The following is a 16,579-nucleotide window of genomic DNA, read 5'->3' as shown; positions in this document are numbered from 1 at the left end:
GGCGGTGACATGGCGACACTCCTGCTGACCCGGCCCTTGGCGTCTTCGCAGCGTTTCGCGGCGCAGCTGCGGCAGCGGCTGGGCGATGTGCCAATGATGATTTCGCCACTTTTGCAGATCGACCCGGTAGGACGCGCGCCCGATCTTGCCGGTGCCCGGGCGGTGATTTTCACCTCGCAGAATGCCCTGTTGGCGGTGGCCGAGGGGCAGGGCATGCCGTGCTACGCGGTCGGGTCGGCGACTGCCGATGCGGCGCGGGCGGCGGGGTTCGATCCGATCGCGGTGGAACGGAACGCCGAGGACCTGTTTCAGCGGATAATGGCCGATCATCCGTCGGGGCCTCTGTTGCATCTGCACGGCCGCCACGCGCGCGGGCGGCTGGCCGAACGGCTGACGGATGCAGGGATCGAAACGCGCGAAGAAGTGGTTTACGAACAGCGTGAAACACCGCTGAGCACGGTGGCAGAAACGCTGCTTCGTGGTGAACAGACGGTGATCGTGCCGCTTTTTTCGCCGCGCAGCGCGAAAATCTTCGCCCGCCAGCATGTGGGCCAGGCGCCGCTTTTCATCGCCGCGATGAGCGATGCGGTGATCGAAGCCCTTGGCACATTGCCGGTGCGGCGGGTCGAGCGGGCGCAAACGCCTGACGCGACCGCGATGATCGCCGCGATAGAGAGACTGATGGCCGCAGGGTGATCGCTTGAGGGTTCATTCGGCGGAAAGTAAGCTTACATCACTATTCAGGTTCACGAATTTCAGAGATTCGAAAGGTGGGCGCAGGTGTCCGATCCCAAGAAAACCGCAGATCAATCCGAAGACAGCCCTGCAGAGATCGAAGATGCGGTTATCGCTGACGATGTTGCAGAGGAAACGGGCGCCAAACAGGATGATGCCGTTTCCGGGGAAGAGACCGGGGAAGGGGACGCAGAACCCGGTGAAAGCGCTGAATCGGACATCGCGGCGGAACCCGAAGCGGTTGAAGAACCTGAGCCCAGTTCCGATTTCGCTGAACAGTCCGAAGAGCTGGATGTTGCCGAAGAAGCGGACCGCGGGGCGGAACCGCCCGAGGAAGAACCCGTTGAAGACACGCCCGTTGCGCCAGCGCCCGAACCTGTCGTGGTGCGCAAGGGCGGGTTCTGGCCCGCGATTCTGGGCGGCGTGATCGCCGCCGGGATCGGGGCCGGGGGCGCGCTTTACTTGCTGCCCGGTGGTTTGTCCGGTGGTAGCGGAATCGACGATCTGCGAACCCAGATGCAAACCGGCCTAGCGGCGCAGGCCAAGAAGGTCGATGCGCTGGCCGACAAGGTCGACAGCCTCAAGATACCGTCCGATCCGAGCGCAGACCTTGGGCAGCTTGCGGAAAGGGTTGACCAGAACGGCACCCGTTTGCAGCAGCTTGCAGCCCAGATCGACGGCTACCAAGCGCGCCTGACCGACATGGAAAAGCGCCCCATCACCGAATCCGCATCGCAAGAGGTGGTCGAGGCTTACGAGCGCGAACTGAAGGCGCTGCAGCAGTCGATGGCCAACCAGCGCAGCGAGATCGAGGACATGCTGGCCGTGGCCGAGGCGAAGAAAGCAGAAGCCGTCGCAACCGCCCGCGATACCGTTTTGCGTGGCGCACTGGCCCGGATTCAGGTTGCCATGGACACCGGCGCGTCTTTCGCCGAACCGGTGAGCGACCTGAAACAGGCCGGGATCAAAGTGCCGGAGGCGTTGGACCGCATGGTCGACGGCGTGCCGACCCGTGCCGCGTTGCAGGAAGCTTTCCCCGATGCGGCGCGTGCCGCGCTGAAGGCCGCGCGCCAGGCCGAAACCGATGGCGGCGCGTTGAATTTCCTGCGCGATCATCTGGGCGTGCGGTCGCTGGAACCGCGTGAAGGCAATGACGCCGACGCGATCCTGTCACGGGCCGAGGCGGCGCTGAAAGCCGGCCACCTGAGCGATGCGATGGCCGAATTGGAGGCCTTGCCGGAACAGGGCCGGGTCGAATTGACCGATTGGATGGCGCTGGCCACCCAGCGGGCCGATGGTTTGGCCGCCGCCGAGGCGCTGAGCCAGCAGTTGATGAGCAATTAAGAGGAAAACGATTGATGCTTTGGTCTCTTATCAAGATTGTGCTTTTCGTTGTCCTCGTCGCGTCGGCGGCCTTGGGCGCGGCGCATCTGCTTGAAATGGAAGGCGGTTTGCGCATCGCCTTTGCCGGTATCGAATTGAACCTGACGCCGCTGACCTCGGTCATCGCGCTGGTGGTTCTGCTGCTGTCGTTGTGGCTGGTGTTGAAACTGGCGTCGCTGGGCGTGGCGGTTCTGAAATTCCTCAACGGCGATGAAACCGCGCTGTCGCGCTATTTCGATCGCAACCGCGAACGCAAAGGGTACCAGGCGCTGACCGAAGGGATGATGGCGCTGGCCTCGGGCGAACCGCGTGTGGCGATGAACAAGGCGGCGCGGGCCGAGAAATTCCTCGGCAAGCCGGGACTGACCAACCTTCTGACCGCGCAGGCGGCGGAAATGGCCGGCGACACCAAGAAGGCGCAGGATGTCTACAAGCGGCTGCTGAAGGACGACAAGACGCGCTTCGTGGGCGTGCGCGGCATCATGAAACAGAAACTGTCCGAAGGCGATGCCGATACCGCGCGGAAACTGGCGGAAAAGGCCATCGCGCTGAAGCCCAAGCACGAGGAAACCCAGGATACGCTGCTGCAATTGCAGGCCCAGGCCCGCGATTGGTCCGGCGCACGCGGCACGCTGAACCTGAAGCTGAAAAACGGCTCGCTGCCGCGCGACGTGCACAAGCGCCGCGACGCGGTTCTGGCGTTGTCGGAAGCCAAAGCGATCCTGCAGCAAGGCAACAGCGCCGAGGCGATGGACGAAGCGATCGAGGCCAACCGCCTGTCGCCCGATTTGGTGCCGGCAGCGGCGCTGGCGGCGCGCGCATTGATCGAAAAGCAGCAACTGCGCAAGGCGGCGCGGATGCTGAAAAAGGCCTGGTCGGTGCATCCGCATCCCGACCTAGCCGCCGCTTTCGCGGCGATCCACCCTGACGAAAGCGCCGCCGAGCGGCTGAAACGGTTCCAGCCGCTGTTGCACCTGGTGCCCGATCACCGCGAATCCAGGCTGCTGGAGGCCGAATTGCAGATCGCGGCGGAAGATTTCCCCGCCGCCCGTCGCGCTCTGGGGGATCTGGTCGACGACAACCCCGATTCACGGGCGCTGACCATCATGGCGGCGGTGGCGCGCGGCGAAGGCGCCAGCGACACGGTGGTCAAGGGATGGCTGGCGCGGGCGCTGAACGCGCCGCGCGGGCCGCAATGGGTTTGCGACAAGTGCCATACCATCCATAACGAATGGGTGCCGGTCTGCGAAAACTGCGGCGGTTTCGACACCCTGAGCTGGCAATCCCCGCCCGAAAGCGAGGTCGCCTCGGCCACCGGCGTCGCCATGCTGCCGCTGATCGTCGGATCGCTGGAGGATCACAGCAAAGCGGCCGAACCCGAGCCAGAAGAACAGGTCGAGGAGGCCGAGGTGGTGGATCCGATTGCCGAACTGGAAGACGGTACGGTCAGGGCAGGGGATATGGCCGAGGACGTCGAAGAAGCCGCCGAAAAATAGGTCTTTTCCAAGATCGGTCGGGGTGCTATAGCCCCGCCTACCAGGCCGCTGTAGCTCAGCTGGTAGAGCACGTCATTCGTAATGATGGGGTCGGGGGTTCGAGTCCCTTCAGCGGCACCACTTGTTCCAAATTTTTTTTCTATTTCAATTTCTTGGGGTAGTATTAGTGGTGCCAGTTTACCCTCTGGTCCACCTTTCTGATGTCGGCTGAGTCTCAAGTATTGGCCGCATGCTACGCTCACCAATCAGAAAAGACTATTCATCATGCCCTCTGTTTTTGGGGCAGGTGAAATGCGACCAAGCGACATGCAATCAATAAATGGGTCTTGAGCCTGGTGCTTGAACCGGTCCCGCGTTGTCTCAGGGGGAAACGTCCGCTTTGGGTCGTTTGCTTCAGTTTGCGCCGGACGCTTGATGAAATCGAGGTAATTGCGCCTGAGCTGCCAGGATTCGGGGTGGCTCGGAACCGTTCGCTCTGAAAAAACGAGAGGACGAGGACCAAGAGCCGGGTGTTCAGTGGCCTGCCACCCCGAAACCGTGATCTTATTTTGCTGCGAGAACCAGCACTTCGATCAGGTAATGCGGCTGGGCCATGCGCGCCTCGACGCAGACACGGGTGGGTGGGGTTATGCCGGATACCCAGTCATCCCATTCGGCGTTCATGCCGGCATAGTCGTCCATGTCGGCGAGCCAGATCTGTACGGAAATCATTTTGTCACGGGTGGTTCCCGCCTGTTCCAGCAATGCGTCGACCTTGGCGAACACGTCGCGGCTTTGTTCGCGGATGTCCGCGTCTTTCAGCTGCGACACCTGACCGGCCAGATGGACGGTATCGTTGTGAATGGCGATGGCCGAAAAACGGGCCGATCCGCCGATCTTGATCAATTCGCTTGGCATGGTTTGAATCCTCGGTTTGTTGCTATGTTGCGGGAAACGTCCAAGCGCGCGTATGGACGAAATACTGCACTGCAGGTAGGCTGAATTTTGTTGAAATACTTTCAGGAATACTGAAGTTGGCGATCAAGGTCGAAATGATGCGTTGCTTCCGGGCGGTGGCGGATCACGGCAGCTTGGCGGAAGCGGCCGCGCATCTGGGGCGGACGGCTTCGGCCGTGTCGATGATGCTGAAGCAGTTCGAGGATCACATCGGCGCGCCGCTTTTCGAAGCCGCGCGCAAATCCAACCTGACTCCCCTTGGCCGGATGATCTATGCCGAGGTGCGCAACGAACTGGATCATTTCGACCGTACGATCTCGACCATCGAAGACCTGTCGCGCGGGCAACAGGGGCATGTGCGTTTAGCTGTAACGCCATCGGTGGCGCAAATGGTGCTGCCCCGGCTCCTGACCCGTTTTCTGGACGAACACCCCGATGTCCGGATCGATATCCGCGACATGGACAGTGAAGGCGTGCAATCCGACCTGATGGCCGAACGCGCCGATATCGGTTTGGCCAGTATCGGCCCGATGCCGGGTTTCGAACGTTACGAGTTGTTTTCGGATCACTTCGGCGTGGTTTGCCGCGCCGACTGTCCCTTGGTCGAGGGATGGGACAACAGGACTTGGGAAGACCTCGCCGGCGAACGCTTCATCGCCAACGGCCTGTGTGCCCAGATCAGGGATCCCGGTTTCCTGCCATTGCTGGACAGATCGGTGTTGACGGTGCGCAATACGGCGTCGCTGCTGGGCCTGGTGAAGGCGGGGGTCGGGGTGACCGTCTTGCCGCGCCTGACCGTAATGCCAGAATTTTCCGACCTTGCCTTTCTGCCCCTCGCGGATGTCGAGGCGCGCCGCACGGTCTGGATCGTGATCCAGCCGAAGAGGCTGCTTACCCCTGCGGCACGGGCCCTGGCCAACATGATCCGCACGACCAGGGTCGAAGGTGTCGCTCCTTAATTCAGTTCTACTGAATTCAAATCAATTTCTTTGAGATTGCCTGAATCGGCTTCCTCGTGGCTTTTGGGCGCATCCCGTCAATCGGGCAAGCGCAAAGAGATCACGAACCAAGGAGATTCGGCATGACCACCACTCAGCTTAACTACATTGCAGGAGAATGGGTGGCCGGGTCGTCCGAGATCGAAAACCGCAACCCTTCGGATTTGTCCGATCTGGTCGGTATCTATGCCCAGGCATCGTCGTCGCAACTGGATGACGCTCTGGCGGCGGCGGCGCGTGCGCAGTCCGAATGGGCGGCCTATGGAATGGAGCGCAAGCAGGCCGTCCTGATGAATATCGGCAACGAGCTGATGGCCCGTTCCGAAGAGCTTGGCACATTGCTGTCGCGCGAAGAGGGCAAGCCGCTGGCCGAGGGCAAGGGTGAAGTGTACCGCGCCGGTCAGTTCTTCACCTTTTACGCTGCCGAATGCCTGCGCCAGATCGGGGAAAACGCCGACAGCGTACGCCCGAATATCGAGGTCGACATCCGCCGTGAACCGGTCGGTGTCGTTGCCGTCATCAGCCCGTGGAATTTCCCCACCGCCACCGCAAGCTGGAAAATCGCCCCCGCGCTCGCCTACGGCAACGCGGTGGTCTGGAAGCCTGCCAACGCGACGCCGGCCTCGGCGGTGGCCCTGACCGAGATCATCAGCCGTCAGGACATTCCCGCGGGCCTGTTCAACCTGGTGATGGGCGCCGGGCGCGACGTGGGGCAGCGCCTCGTGGAAAGCCCGAAAATCAACGCGATTTCGTTCACCGGTTCGGTGCCCGTAGGCCGCGGCATTGCCAGCGCAGCGGTGCAGAACTTCACCAAGATCCAGGCGGAGATGGGCAGCAAGAACGCCCTGGCCGTCATGGATGACGCTGATCTGGATCTGGCGGTTTCGCTGGCACTGGGCGGCGCCTTCGGCGGCACCGGACAGAGATGCACCGCTTCTTCGCGGCTGGTGGTGCACGAGGCGATCCACGACGCCTTCGTCGAAAAGCTGGTCGCCGGGGCGAAGGCGATGAAGGTGGGGCATGCGCTGTCCGAGGGCACCCAGATGGGCCCGGTTGTCAGCGAACAGCAGCTGGATGAGAACCTTGCCTATGTCGAGCTCGGCAAGTCCGAGGGCGCGGAACTGGCCTGCGGAGGCGCCCGGCTGAACATGGAGACCGAGGGCTATTACATGTCGCCCGGCGTGTTCGTGAACACCACCAACGGCATGCGCATCAACCGCGAAGAAATGTTCGCGCCGCTGACCTCGGTGATCAAGGTCGGCAGCTATGACGAAGCGCTGGCCACCGTCAACGACACCAATTTCGGCCTGACCTCGGGGATTGTCACGCAAAGCCTCGCGCGTGCCACCCATTTCCGGCGCAATGCGAAGACCGGCGTCGTGACCGTCAACCTGCCCACCGCGGGGACCGATTATCACGTGCCCTTCGGCGGCCGGGGCGACAGTTCCTACGGTCCGCGCGAGCAGGGCAAGGCCGCAGCCGAGTTCTATACCACGGTCAAGACGGCCTATATCAGCGCCGGGGAGCCGGTCTGATGCGACCCGGACCTAGAATAGACAACCTGCAATACGCCAATTGGTCGGAAAAGATCTTTCGCCAGATGCGGGAAGGTGGCGTCGACGCCGTTCATGTCACCATCGCCTATCACGAATCCTTCCGCGAAACGGTCCTGAACTTCGAGAAATGGAATCGCTGGTTCGAACGTTTTCCGGACCTGATCATGAAGGGCCAGTGGGCGGAAGACGTGGACACGGCGCGGGAAACGGGCCGGACCGCCATTTTCTTCGGCTTCCAGAATCCCAGCCCGATTGAGGACGACATCGGCCTGGTCGAAATCGTCCACACGCTGGGCGCGCGCTTTATGCAGCTGACATACAACAACCAGTCGCTTCTGGCGACGGGATGCTACGAGGCCGAAGACAACGGCATCACCCGGATGGGCCGGCAGGTCATCAAGGAAATGAACCGCGTCGGCCTGGTCGTCGACATGTCGCATTCGGCGGACCGTTCGACCATAGAGGCAGCCGAGATTTCCGAACGGCCAATCGCGATCACCCACGCCAATCCCTACGATTGGGCCCCGGCGCTGCGCAACAAGAAGGATGATGTGATCCGCGCGGTGACGGAAAACGGCGGCATGATGGGATTTTCGGTCTATCCGCATCACCTGAAAGACAAATCCGACTGCACGCTGGAAAGCTTCTGCGAAATGATCGCACGGACCGCCGAAAAGTTCGGGACCGAGCATTTCGGTATCGGCACCGACCTTTGCCAGGACCAGCCCGACAGTGTCGTCGAATGGATGCGCGTCGGCCGCTGGACTAAGGAAATCGACTACGGCGAAGGGTCGGCCAGTGCGCCGGGCTTCCCGGCCATGCCGGGCTGGTTCGAGGACAACCGCGACTTCGGCAACATCGAATCCGGGCTCAAAGCGGTCGGCTTTGCCGAGGACGAGGTCGCCGGGATCATGGGGGGGAACTGGCACCGTTTCTACAAATCGAACTTCGTTGCTGCGGGGAGTTCCTGACAGCGCATCGAATGCGGCCGAATCCGGCGCATCACCGTCGTTAAAGGGAGGACAAAATGGCGGACACTTCAATCGAAAATCCGGGCGTACAGGGGCGGCGCGTTCTGCCGCTCTTCGCGATCACCGGGGGATTCATCACCCTTTTCTGCCTGACTGCTCTGTTCAGCCTCGATACCTTGTCGGCCGTGGTGGACTGGGGCTTCAACGTCTCGGCCACTTATTTCGGCCTCTACTGGCAGGTTCTGTTGCTGGCGACTTTCCTGATCGGGCTCGTGTTGTGCGTCCTGCCCGGTAGCAAGGCGGTCATGGGCGGCCTCGCCAAGCCGGAATTCACCGTATTCCAGTGGGGTGCGATGATCATGTGCACGCTTCTTGCCGGGGGCGGCGTGTTCTGGGCCGCGGGGGAGCCGATGGCGCATTTCCTGTCTTCGCCGCCGCTTTTCGGGGCCGAGTCCGGCACCCAAGCCGCCGTGAACTCCGCGCTGGCGCAAAGCTACATGCACTGGGGTTTCCTAGCTTGGGCGATCCTCGGGTCGCTTTCGACCGTGATGCTGATGTACTACCACTACGAAAAGGGCCTGCCGCTGGCGCCGCGCACGCTTCTATACCCGGTCTTCGGTGACAGGGCGATCAACGGCCCCATCGGCCTGATCGCCGACGCGTCGGCCATCATCGCCGTGGTTGCCGGCACCGTCGGTCCGATCGGATTTCTCGGCCTGCAGGTCAGCTATGGCCTCAACGCCCTGTTCGGAATCCCGAACGGATTTGGCACCCAGCTCGTGGTAATCGCTGGCCTGGTCGCTCTTTACACCGGTTCGGCCATCACCGGGGTGAACAAGGGCATCCAGATTCTCAGCCGGATCAACGTGGTCCTTGCCGCAGTGCTGCTGCTGTTCATGCTGATCGCCGGGCCGACGCTTTTCATCTTCAAGGGCTTCTTCGCCGGTTTCGCCACCTATCTCGGCAGCTTCTTCGATATGGCGCTTTATCGCGGCGATGCAGGTCTTTTCGGCGCGCCGGGCTGGCTTGGCTGGTGGACCGTGTTCTTCTGGGGCTGGTTCATGGGGTACGGTCCGCTGATGGCGATGTTCATCGCCCGTGTTTCGCGCGGCCGCTCGATCCGTTCGATCATCATCATGCTGTCGATCGTCGCGCCGATCGTGACCAACTTCTGGTTCACCATCGTCGGTGGTTCGGGCATCGCCTTCGAACTGGCCAATCCCGGCTCGGTTTCGACCGCCTTCGAAGGCTTCAACCTGCCTGCCGCCCTGCTGGCGATCACCCAGCAACTGCCGATGGGATTCATCGTCTCACTGCTGTTCCTGATCCTGACCACCATTTTCGTGGCGACCACGGGCGATTCGATGACCTATGTTATCGCGGTGACGATGAGCCAGGACGAGCATCCCAAGACGGCGATGCGCGTGTTCTGGGGCGTGGCGATGGGTCTGATGGCGCTGATCCTGATTTCGGTCGGTTCGGGCGGTGTCGGCAAGCTGCAGAGCTTCATCGTGGTCACCGCCGTGCCGGTGTCGCTGATCCTGTTGCCGTCACTGTGGGATGCCGCCCGTATCACCATGCTGAAAGGCCGGGAACAACGCGGCTGATCAACGTCACATCCGGGGCGCGTGCCTGCGTGCCCCGGATCTCGAAACCGGGGAGGAAAGTCATGAAAGCCCAACGCGAAGACGCACCCAAGGTACCGCTGCGGTCACCGGATGTGGTGATGCGCCTGGCCCGTCTCGGATCGGCCCACCAGTGCCGCCTGTCCTTCATGCGCAGCCTGATGCGCCGGATGAAGACCGAGAACTGGAGCTTCGAACGCCCGGTCTTCGATATCGACGACAAAGGCGTCGGCGTCGCGGTCTATTCCGCCAAGGGGCCGGAGCGCACCTATTCGCTGGTCTGTTTCGCCCATGACCTGCCGGCCGACCAGCGTTCGGATCGCGTGATCGCCCACGCCTGGGATTCCACCTTCACCCTGTTCGACGGTGTCCCTACGGCAGACGATATCGAACGTCTGTCGCGGAACGTCCCGAAACAGGAAGCGGGCCGTGTCAACCAAAGCGAGGTTTCTGTTTCGCGGGCCAATCGTTCGGTCCGGCTGTTTGAACATGTGGTGTCGCGGCTGGCCGCCGGCCAGCAGCCCGATCCCGAACAGATCGAGGCCGTCGGATACCTGATGCGCACCACCGCCGTCTATGGATCGGGCAAGCTGGGCGCAGCGGACCGCGAGGCAATTGCGGGCCGCCCGGAATGCGCCGGCCCGTTCATGGCCGAGATGCTTTCGGTCTACCTGACCAGGGCCTATACGCTCGACCTGGTTGAACATATGGCCCGGTCCCGCTCGCCCGATACCGCCGTGGCGCTCGATCCCGACCTGCGTCGCCGCTTTGGTGTCGGCAACTCCACCGGGCTTGGCCTGGCGCCGTTCATCGTCAACCACCCTGTCCTGCTGAACAACTGGATCGCCGCGCGGGAAATGGCCCTTTCCCGTGTCCGCAGCCTGGCCCATGCCAGCGCCGACGAGACCGCATCATTCCGCCAGATGCTTGCCCGTGCCCGGATCAATGCCGACGAATGGCGATCGGAGCATCCGATCCAGATCGAGAAGCTGTCCTGGCTTCGGGCCGATCTGGCGCGTCTTGAGGAACATGTGGACACCGGCGCGCTTGAAGGCCTCGATCCCTGGGATCGGCTCTATCGCTGGGCCGAGGAAACCCTTTCCGTCGAAGGTCAGGAACAGTTGGTTTCGCTGATGATGGAACCCTACGGTGATCTGGTCGACGACCTTGCCACCGCGATGAGTGCCGACGAAGCCGGCGCCTTTCACATTGACGGCGCGATGTCGCTCGAACGCCTGCGCGAGATTGTCGAAGATGTCTATGGCTGGGCGCTCCAGATCGACTGGCAGTCGTCCGACAGCCGGGCGCGGGTTTGGTACACTTCGGAAGAAAAGCTCGAACCTCGCCTCGGCGAACGCTTCGAGGAACCGGTGGAACCCTACGAACAGCCGCTGGCCCCGGGCCGTGATGCCGCCCGCATGTTCGGCGATCTGACGGCCTGGACCGGCGGCAACACCGTCGCGGCCTTTCTGTTGCGCCACCCAGAACACCGGCACGTTGTCCGCCGGGCCCAGATCACCGCGCGCTTCCCCTATGCCGAGATCCGCGACAACACGATTTCGGCCGCGCTTCTGCCGATCGACTTGCTGCGCTGCAAGCTGGCCTTTTTCGGCGCCACCCATTTCGATCCGCGGTCGGATCGGTGGGTGCGCATCACGATGTTCCAGGACGCGCCCTTCCCGCACGAACTGGCCACCTGCGATGCCGACGACTGGTCCTACCCCCATGAAAGCGAGGTCTGAGCGATGTTTTCGTTGAACGAGATCGAAGTCACCGGAAAACGGGCGGCTCGTGGCGCGGGCCTGCCCTGGGGTATTGCCGAGGAAGCGGGCAAGGCCGCCCGCTGGCTGGTCGAACGCGGACTGCCGGGGCCGCGGTTGCTGGCCGAGGTCCTGACCCGCAATGATGGCCGGGACTATGCCGATCTCGCGCCGGTATCGGATCAAGGCACCTGGCAGGCTCCGTCCGGCCGGCTTTGCCCGCTCATCGCCGGGGCTGCGTTGGCCGACCGCGCTTCGGAACTGGCGGCGGGTGGCGAGATCGCTCTTGCCGCCACCTCGCTGCCGCTCCTGCTGGCACCCTACGCCGCCTGCGTCGCTGGTCAGACGGGCGCGGCCATCGAAATCGGGTGGACGGGCGCCACGCTGACGCTGATGCCTGACGGTTGCGCCATCGTCGCCGAGGGGGATGCGCTGACCGTGCGCAGTGCCGAACACGTGTATTGCCGCCGCGCGCGGGCGATTCCGGCGGCCATGACCTTCACCGCCGACCGCGATGTGGACGCCGATACCTGGAGCCGTCTGGGTGACTTCGCCCAACGCACCTTCGCGCCCGCCACCGAGGCGTCGCGCCTTGCCGGTGCCGGCGCCGGGTTGACGGATAACGATTGAAGCGGAAATCCGACACCCGCCGGACCGCCCGTGCCGGGGTGGTCAACGGCGGGTTTCAGCCCCAAAGCGGGCTGTTTCAATTCGTTGATCCAGATGCGGCGCTTATGACCTTTCGCATCGCGCCGATGCCGGGCCGCGGTCAGGTCGCATGCGATTTGACGGGCTGCAGCTTTTCGATTGTTTCGAATATTTGCGCGCGAAGCCATCTGTGAGCCGCTGAGCGGTCGTGCCTGCGATGCCAGTAGAGCCGCAGTTCTTGTGGCGGCACTTCGACAGGCGGGCGATAGACGGAAAGACCCAAGATGCCAGCCGCGTCTTGGGCGGTCTGCTCGGGCAGGGTGGCGATCAGCTCGCTTTTCGAGGCGGCCACGGCGACCGCGTGAAAATGCGGCAGTGCCAGAGCAACGTGACGCTTGCGCCCGAGCTTGGACAACGCCGTGTCGACGATGCCCGCCAGGCTTCCATCGACCGAACGCAGGGCGTGGGGCAGTGCGCAGAAAAGATCGAGCGGCAATGCATCACCGGGGGCGATCCCGGCCTCGCGGATTCGGGGATGGTCCTTCGCCGCGACGACCAGAAAGCGCGATTGCATCAGCGCCGCGCTTGATACCCAGTCCGATTGCTGCATCGGCATGGCCCGTTCGAGAGCCATGTCGATCGTGCTGTCCCGCAGCAGCGTTGCCACCTCGCCCGTTGCGCCTTCGATCATGCGAAGAGTGACGCGCGGCGCCATCCGGGTGACCCGCGAATGGAGCCGGGGCATCACGAGGGCCGAGAAGAAGTCAGCGCCGCTCAGGGTGAAGACGCGCTCCAATTCTTCGGGCTGGAAGGTCTTTTCATCGGTCACCGCGCTTTCGATTTCCGAAAGCGCCTTCTGAATCTTGACCGCAAGGGCTTCCGCGCGCGGCGTCGGCACCATGTCGTTGCCGCGTCGCACGAACAGTTCATCGGCGAAATGATGGCGGAGCCGCGACAACGCATTGCTGACCGCGGGCTGGCTCAGTCCGATCAATTCACCCGCGCGAGTCACGCTGCGTTCCCGGATGAGAGCATCGAAGACCCGAAGCAGGTTGAGATCGAAAGTCGCGAAATTCACGTCGGTTATGGGCCCCATACAAATTCGGAATTCGGCCTGTGAGACAGGAAGAAGTATGGATGGGATGCGGGGCGCAGAACAAGCCCTGATCCTTCGAAACCAGGATGAAACGATCCCGGCGGCGCAGAATATGCGCCTGCCGCAACAGGAGAAGTACATCATGACCAAGCCATGCGAAATCGAAGCCATCTGGATTCTCGGCGCGCTGTTCCGCAGCTTCCGCCAGGACGGCGCTCCTCCCGGCGGCGTCTATCTGTTGGAACAGGTGCTGCCCGAGGGGTTTTCACCGCCGCGCCACATTCATCACAACGAGGATGAAACCTTTTACATGATCGAGGGAGAGATCGAATTCCTCGTCGGTGACGAAATGGTCACGATCCGGCCCGGCGACATTCTCGTCGCACCGAAGGGCATCGCGCATACGTTTCTGGTGACCAGCCCGGGCGGCGCGCGCATGCTGACGGTCACCACCGAGGGCGAATTCGAATCCATGGCCCGATCGGCCGGACGACCCGCAGAGTACGATGGTCTGCCGCCCCGTCAGGAGAAACCGACACCTGAACAAAGAGCGCAACTCGAAGCGGCTTGCCGTGCAAACGCGATTGAGGTCGTCGGTCCGCCGCTGGCCATGGCCGTCTGAACGGAGGTGCAGAGGATGACCGCATCCAGAATATCGTTCACGCTGGCTCCGCTGATTGCCCTTACCGGGATGGGGTGGGGGATCGCCATGGCGATCAGCCACGATCACGCCACGGCGCCGGCCCACGCGCACCTGAACCTGCTCGGCTGGGTGTCTCTTTTCCTCATGGGGCTGTTCTACCGGTTTCACACGGAACTGGATCGCAGCCGTCTTGCAAGATTCCAAGTAGTGGTCTGGGCGGCGGCATCGATCGCAATTGCCATCGGAATAGGCTTGATCTACCTGGGCACACCGCAGGCCGAACCCCTTGCCGCGATCAGTTCCATTGTTCTTTTCGCCGATATGCTCGTTTTTGCGTGGCTGGTAATTCGGACGGTTCGCTAGCGATGCCGTTCGTCCACGAGGATATTTTGCACGGCCGATCTGCCACCGCCAATGGCACGTGACCGGGGCACAAGCCTGCCCTGAGCTGTGAAGTGCACATGCATCGTTGCCTGGTCGGCGCCCGGTTCGTCCCGCGGCGCCGCACCTGTCCCTGTATTCGTTTGTCTTGCCCTCTGAGAAAGAGGCATGAAAACAGTATGTTATTTCTTATTATAGATAGTGTACTAATTAAATCTTGACCAAAAGTGATGAGTGCAAGTATCAATTCAGCATCTGAACAATGCTTGTGGCTGCGTGACAGGGAGGAATTACGATGCAATTTTACGTGGATGGTTTTCGCGGCGGTGATCCCGACATCAAGAACGCGGCGCCGAACCGCCGCGACCGTGACGCGCATGCCCCGCTGCCCGAAAAGGTGGACGTGCTGATCGCCGGGTGCGGCCCGGCGGGCCTTTGCCTTGCCGCGCAGTTGTCGCAATTCCCCGAAATCGACACCATGATCGTCGACCCTAAACCGGGCCCGATCGAAAAGGGACAGGCCGACGGCGTCAACACCCGCACGATGGAGATGTTCCAGGCCTTCGGCTTCGGCGAAACCGTCAAGCGTGAAAGCTACTGGGTGAACCAGACCGCATTCTGGACGCCCGACCCGGACAATCCCGCGCATATCAAGCGGATCGGCCGGGTGCAGGACGTGGCCGACGATTCCTCGGAAATGCCACACACGCTGATCAATCAGGCGCGGGTGCATGAACTGTTCCTCGACGTGATGAAAAACTCGCCGCCGCGGCTGGAACCGGATTACAGCTGGGCGGTCCGGGACCTGCGCGTCGACACCACGACCGACGACTACCCGGTGACCGTGACGCTGGAAAACACCGGCGTGAATGCGGGGGAAACCGTGACCGTGCGGGCCAACTACTTGGTGGGCTGCGACGGGGCGCGGTCGAATGTACGCAAGGCCATCGGCGGCGAGTTGCATGGCGACGCGGCGCATCAGGCCTGGGGCGTGATGGACATTCTGGCCAACACCGATTTCCCCGACGTGCGGCAGAAATGCCTGATCACTTCGGCGCATGAGGGCAACGTCCTGATCCTGCCGCGTGAAGGCGGATACCTGTTCCGGATGTATGTAGAGCTCGACAGGCTCAACCCCGACGAACGCGTGAGCAACCGCAACTTCACCGCCGATCACATGATCGAGGCGGCGAACCGGATCATGAAGCCCTACACGATCGACGTGAAGGAAGTGGTCTGGTGGTCGATCTATGAAATCGGCCACCGGATGACCGACCGCTTCGACGACGCGCCCGAGGGAGAGGACCGCAATCCGCGCGTCTTCACCGCCGGCGACGCCTGCCACACCCACAGCCCGAAGGCGGGGCAGGGGATGAACGTGTCGATGCAGGACACGTTCAACCTGGGCTGGAAGCTGGCGCATGTGCTGCGGGGGCGGGCTGATGCAAGCCTGTTGCGCAGCTATTCCGCCGAACGCTGGGCCGAGGCCAAGCGGCTGGTCGATACCGATCACGAATGGGCCCGTATCATGTCGGCACCGCCGGGGGAATCCGAACTCGACGGGTCGGGCATGCCGCGGTTCCAGAAACAGTTCATCGAGAACCTGGAATTCACCGGCGGTCTGGCCGTGAAATACGAAGCGTCTGCCTTGATCGGCGTGCCCACCCATCAGGCACTGGCCAGGGGGCAGGAAATCGGCCGCCGGTTCCATTCGGCCCCGGTGGTGCGGGTGGCGGACGCAATGCAGATGCAGTTGGGTCATGTCGCCGACGCAGATGGCCGCTGGCGGATCTATGCCTTCGCGGGCAAGGGCGACAGTTCGTCCCCGGGATCGGCGATCCACAAGCTGGCCGACTGGCTGCAGAGCGATCCCAGTTCGCCGGTGGTGAGATGCACCCGGGAAGGCGAAGATATCGACGCGGTGATCGACCTGCGGGCGGTGTTTCAGCAGACCTTCGAAAACCTCGCCTCTGAGGACATGCCGTCGCTTCTGAAGCCCGTGAAGGGCAAGCTCGGACTGCAAGACCACGAAAAGGTCTTCTGCACCGATCACAAGGGGCAGGGCGACATCTTTGACATGCGCGGTATCGATCGCGACCAGGGCTGCATGATCGTGGTGCGTCCCGACCAATATGTCGCCCATGTCCTTCCGCTGGATGGCTACGTGGAACTGTCCGAATTTTTCGATGGGGTCATGCTGCCGGCCGGGAACGGCTGATGTCGTAGAAAGCGACCATCGGTCGGCAGGTGGGCGGGGGCGACCCCGTAGGATGCGAAACGGCCGGGGCGCACCGTTCGAGGAATTCATGAGGATCCGCAAGGATGCCGTCGGGCATTCCGTGGCAGGCTGG

At 62.5% G+C, this 16,579-nt stretch carries 14 protein-coding genes and 1 tRNA gene; 13 read left to right on the top strand and 2 right to left on the bottom strand.

Annotation, left to right across the window (positions count from 1 at the left end):
* The first annotated feature begins 9 nt into the window (after positions 1–9).
* From IT775_RS04525 to IT775_RS04510, 4 genes are all read left to right on the top strand, one after another.
* Entirely contained in the window at positions 10–696 is a 687-nt protein-coding gene (locus IT775_RS04525; protein WP_212699904.1) for a uroporphyrinogen-III synthase, read from the top strand.
* Between the two features lie 84 nt (positions 697–780).
* Positions 781–2,079, top strand: coding sequence for a COG4223 family protein (locus tag IT775_RS04520; protein ID WP_212699903.1), 1,299 nt, complete (start codon positions 781–783; stop codon positions 2,077–2,079).
* A 14-nt stretch (positions 2,080–2,093) separates the two neighbouring features.
* Positions 2,094–3,614, top strand: coding sequence for a heme biosynthesis protein HemY (locus IT775_RS04515; RefSeq protein ID WP_212699902.1), 1,521 nt, complete (start codon positions 2,094–2,096; stop codon positions 3,612–3,614).
* A gap of 44 nt (positions 3,615–3,658) precedes the next feature.
* Positions 3,659–3,734: transfer RNA gene (locus IT775_RS04510), tRNA-Thr, on the top strand.
* Between the two features lie 423 nt (positions 3,735–4,157).
* On the opposite strand, the gene IT775_RS04505 is transcribed toward IT775_RS04510, so the two are convergent.
* Positions 4,158–4,511 (bottom strand): RidA family protein, encoded by a 354-nt coding sequence (locus IT775_RS04505; protein WP_212699901.1) that lies wholly within the window; start codon positions 4,509–4,511, stop codon positions 4,158–4,160.
* A gap of 116 nt (positions 4,512–4,627) precedes the next feature.
* Between IT775_RS04505 and IT775_RS04500 the strand changes: the two genes are divergently transcribed.
* The 6 genes from IT775_RS04500 (at position 4,628) to IT775_RS04475 (ending at position 12,090) form a co-directional block, all read left to right on the top strand.
* Positions 4,628–5,509, top strand: a complete 882-nt coding sequence (locus IT775_RS04500) for a LysR family transcriptional regulator (protein ID WP_212699900.1) — start codon at positions 4,628–4,630, stop codon at positions 5,507–5,509.
* A 122-nt stretch (positions 5,510–5,631) separates the two neighbouring features.
* Positions 5,632–7,083, top strand: coding sequence for an aldehyde dehydrogenase family protein (locus IT775_RS04495; RefSeq protein ID WP_212699899.1), 1,452 nt, complete (start codon positions 5,632–5,634; stop codon positions 7,081–7,083).
* On the top strand, positions 7,083–8,075 hold the full coding sequence (locus tag IT775_RS04490) for a membrane dipeptidase (protein WP_212699898.1): 993 nt from the start codon (positions 7,083–7,085) through the stop codon (positions 8,073–8,075). The genes IT775_RS04495 and IT775_RS04490 overlap by 1 nt, the downstream gene beginning before the upstream one ends.
* 56 nt (positions 8,076–8,131) lie before the next feature.
* Complete coding sequence (locus IT775_RS04485; protein WP_212699897.1) at positions 8,132–9,682, top strand: BCCT family transporter; 1,551 nt, start codon at positions 8,132–8,134, stop codon at positions 9,680–9,682.
* 62 nt (positions 9,683–9,744) lie between these two features.
* Positions 9,745–11,442: a hypothetical protein gene (locus IT775_RS04480; RefSeq protein ID WP_212699896.1), complete on the top strand. Its 1,698-nt coding sequence runs from the start codon at positions 9,745–9,747 to the stop codon at positions 11,440–11,442.
* 3 nt (positions 11,443–11,445) lie between these two features.
* Entirely contained in the window at positions 11,446–12,090 is a 645-nt protein-coding gene (locus tag IT775_RS04475; protein ID WP_212699895.1) for a DUF3726 domain-containing protein, read from the top strand.
* 139 nt (positions 12,091–12,229) lie between these two features.
* On the opposite strand, the gene IT775_RS04470 is transcribed toward IT775_RS04475, so the two are convergent.
* Positions 12,230–13,204, bottom strand: coding sequence for a LysR family transcriptional regulator (locus tag IT775_RS04470; RefSeq protein WP_212699894.1), 975 nt, complete (start codon positions 13,202–13,204; stop codon positions 12,230–12,232).
* Positions 13,205–13,241: 37 nt separating this feature from the next.
* On the opposite strand from IT775_RS04470, the gene IT775_RS04465 reads away from it, so the two are divergent.
* The 3 genes from IT775_RS04465 (at position 13,242) to IT775_RS04455 (ending at position 16,446) form a co-directional block, all read left to right on the top strand.
* A complete protein-coding gene (locus IT775_RS04465; protein ID WP_212699893.1) occupies positions 13,242–13,826 on the top strand; it encodes a cupin domain-containing protein in 585 nt (194 codons plus the stop codon).
* A gap of 15 nt (positions 13,827–13,841) precedes the next feature.
* Positions 13,842–14,210 carry a hypothetical protein gene (locus IT775_RS04460; RefSeq protein ID WP_212699892.1) on the top strand — a complete coding sequence of 123 codons (369 nt, stop codon included), beginning with the start codon at positions 13,842–13,844 and terminating at the stop codon, positions 14,208–14,210.
* Positions 14,211–14,523: 313 nt separating this feature from the next.
* The gene (locus IT775_RS04455) at positions 14,524–16,446 is read left to right on the top strand and encodes an FAD-binding monooxygenase (protein WP_212699891.1); all 1,923 of its coding nucleotides are present in this window, start codon (positions 14,524–14,526) and stop codon (positions 16,444–16,446) included.
* The last annotated feature ends 133 nt before the right edge of the window (positions 16,447–16,579 follow it).

The organism is Thalassovita aquimarina, from assembly GCF_018219815.1.
Classification (GTDB): domain Bacteria; phylum Pseudomonadota; class Alphaproteobacteria; order Rhodobacterales; family Rhodobacteraceae; genus Thalassobius; species Thalassobius aquimarinus.
Note: the sequence above shows the minus strand (reverse complement) of the source record. Positions and strands in the feature narration are given on the sequence as shown.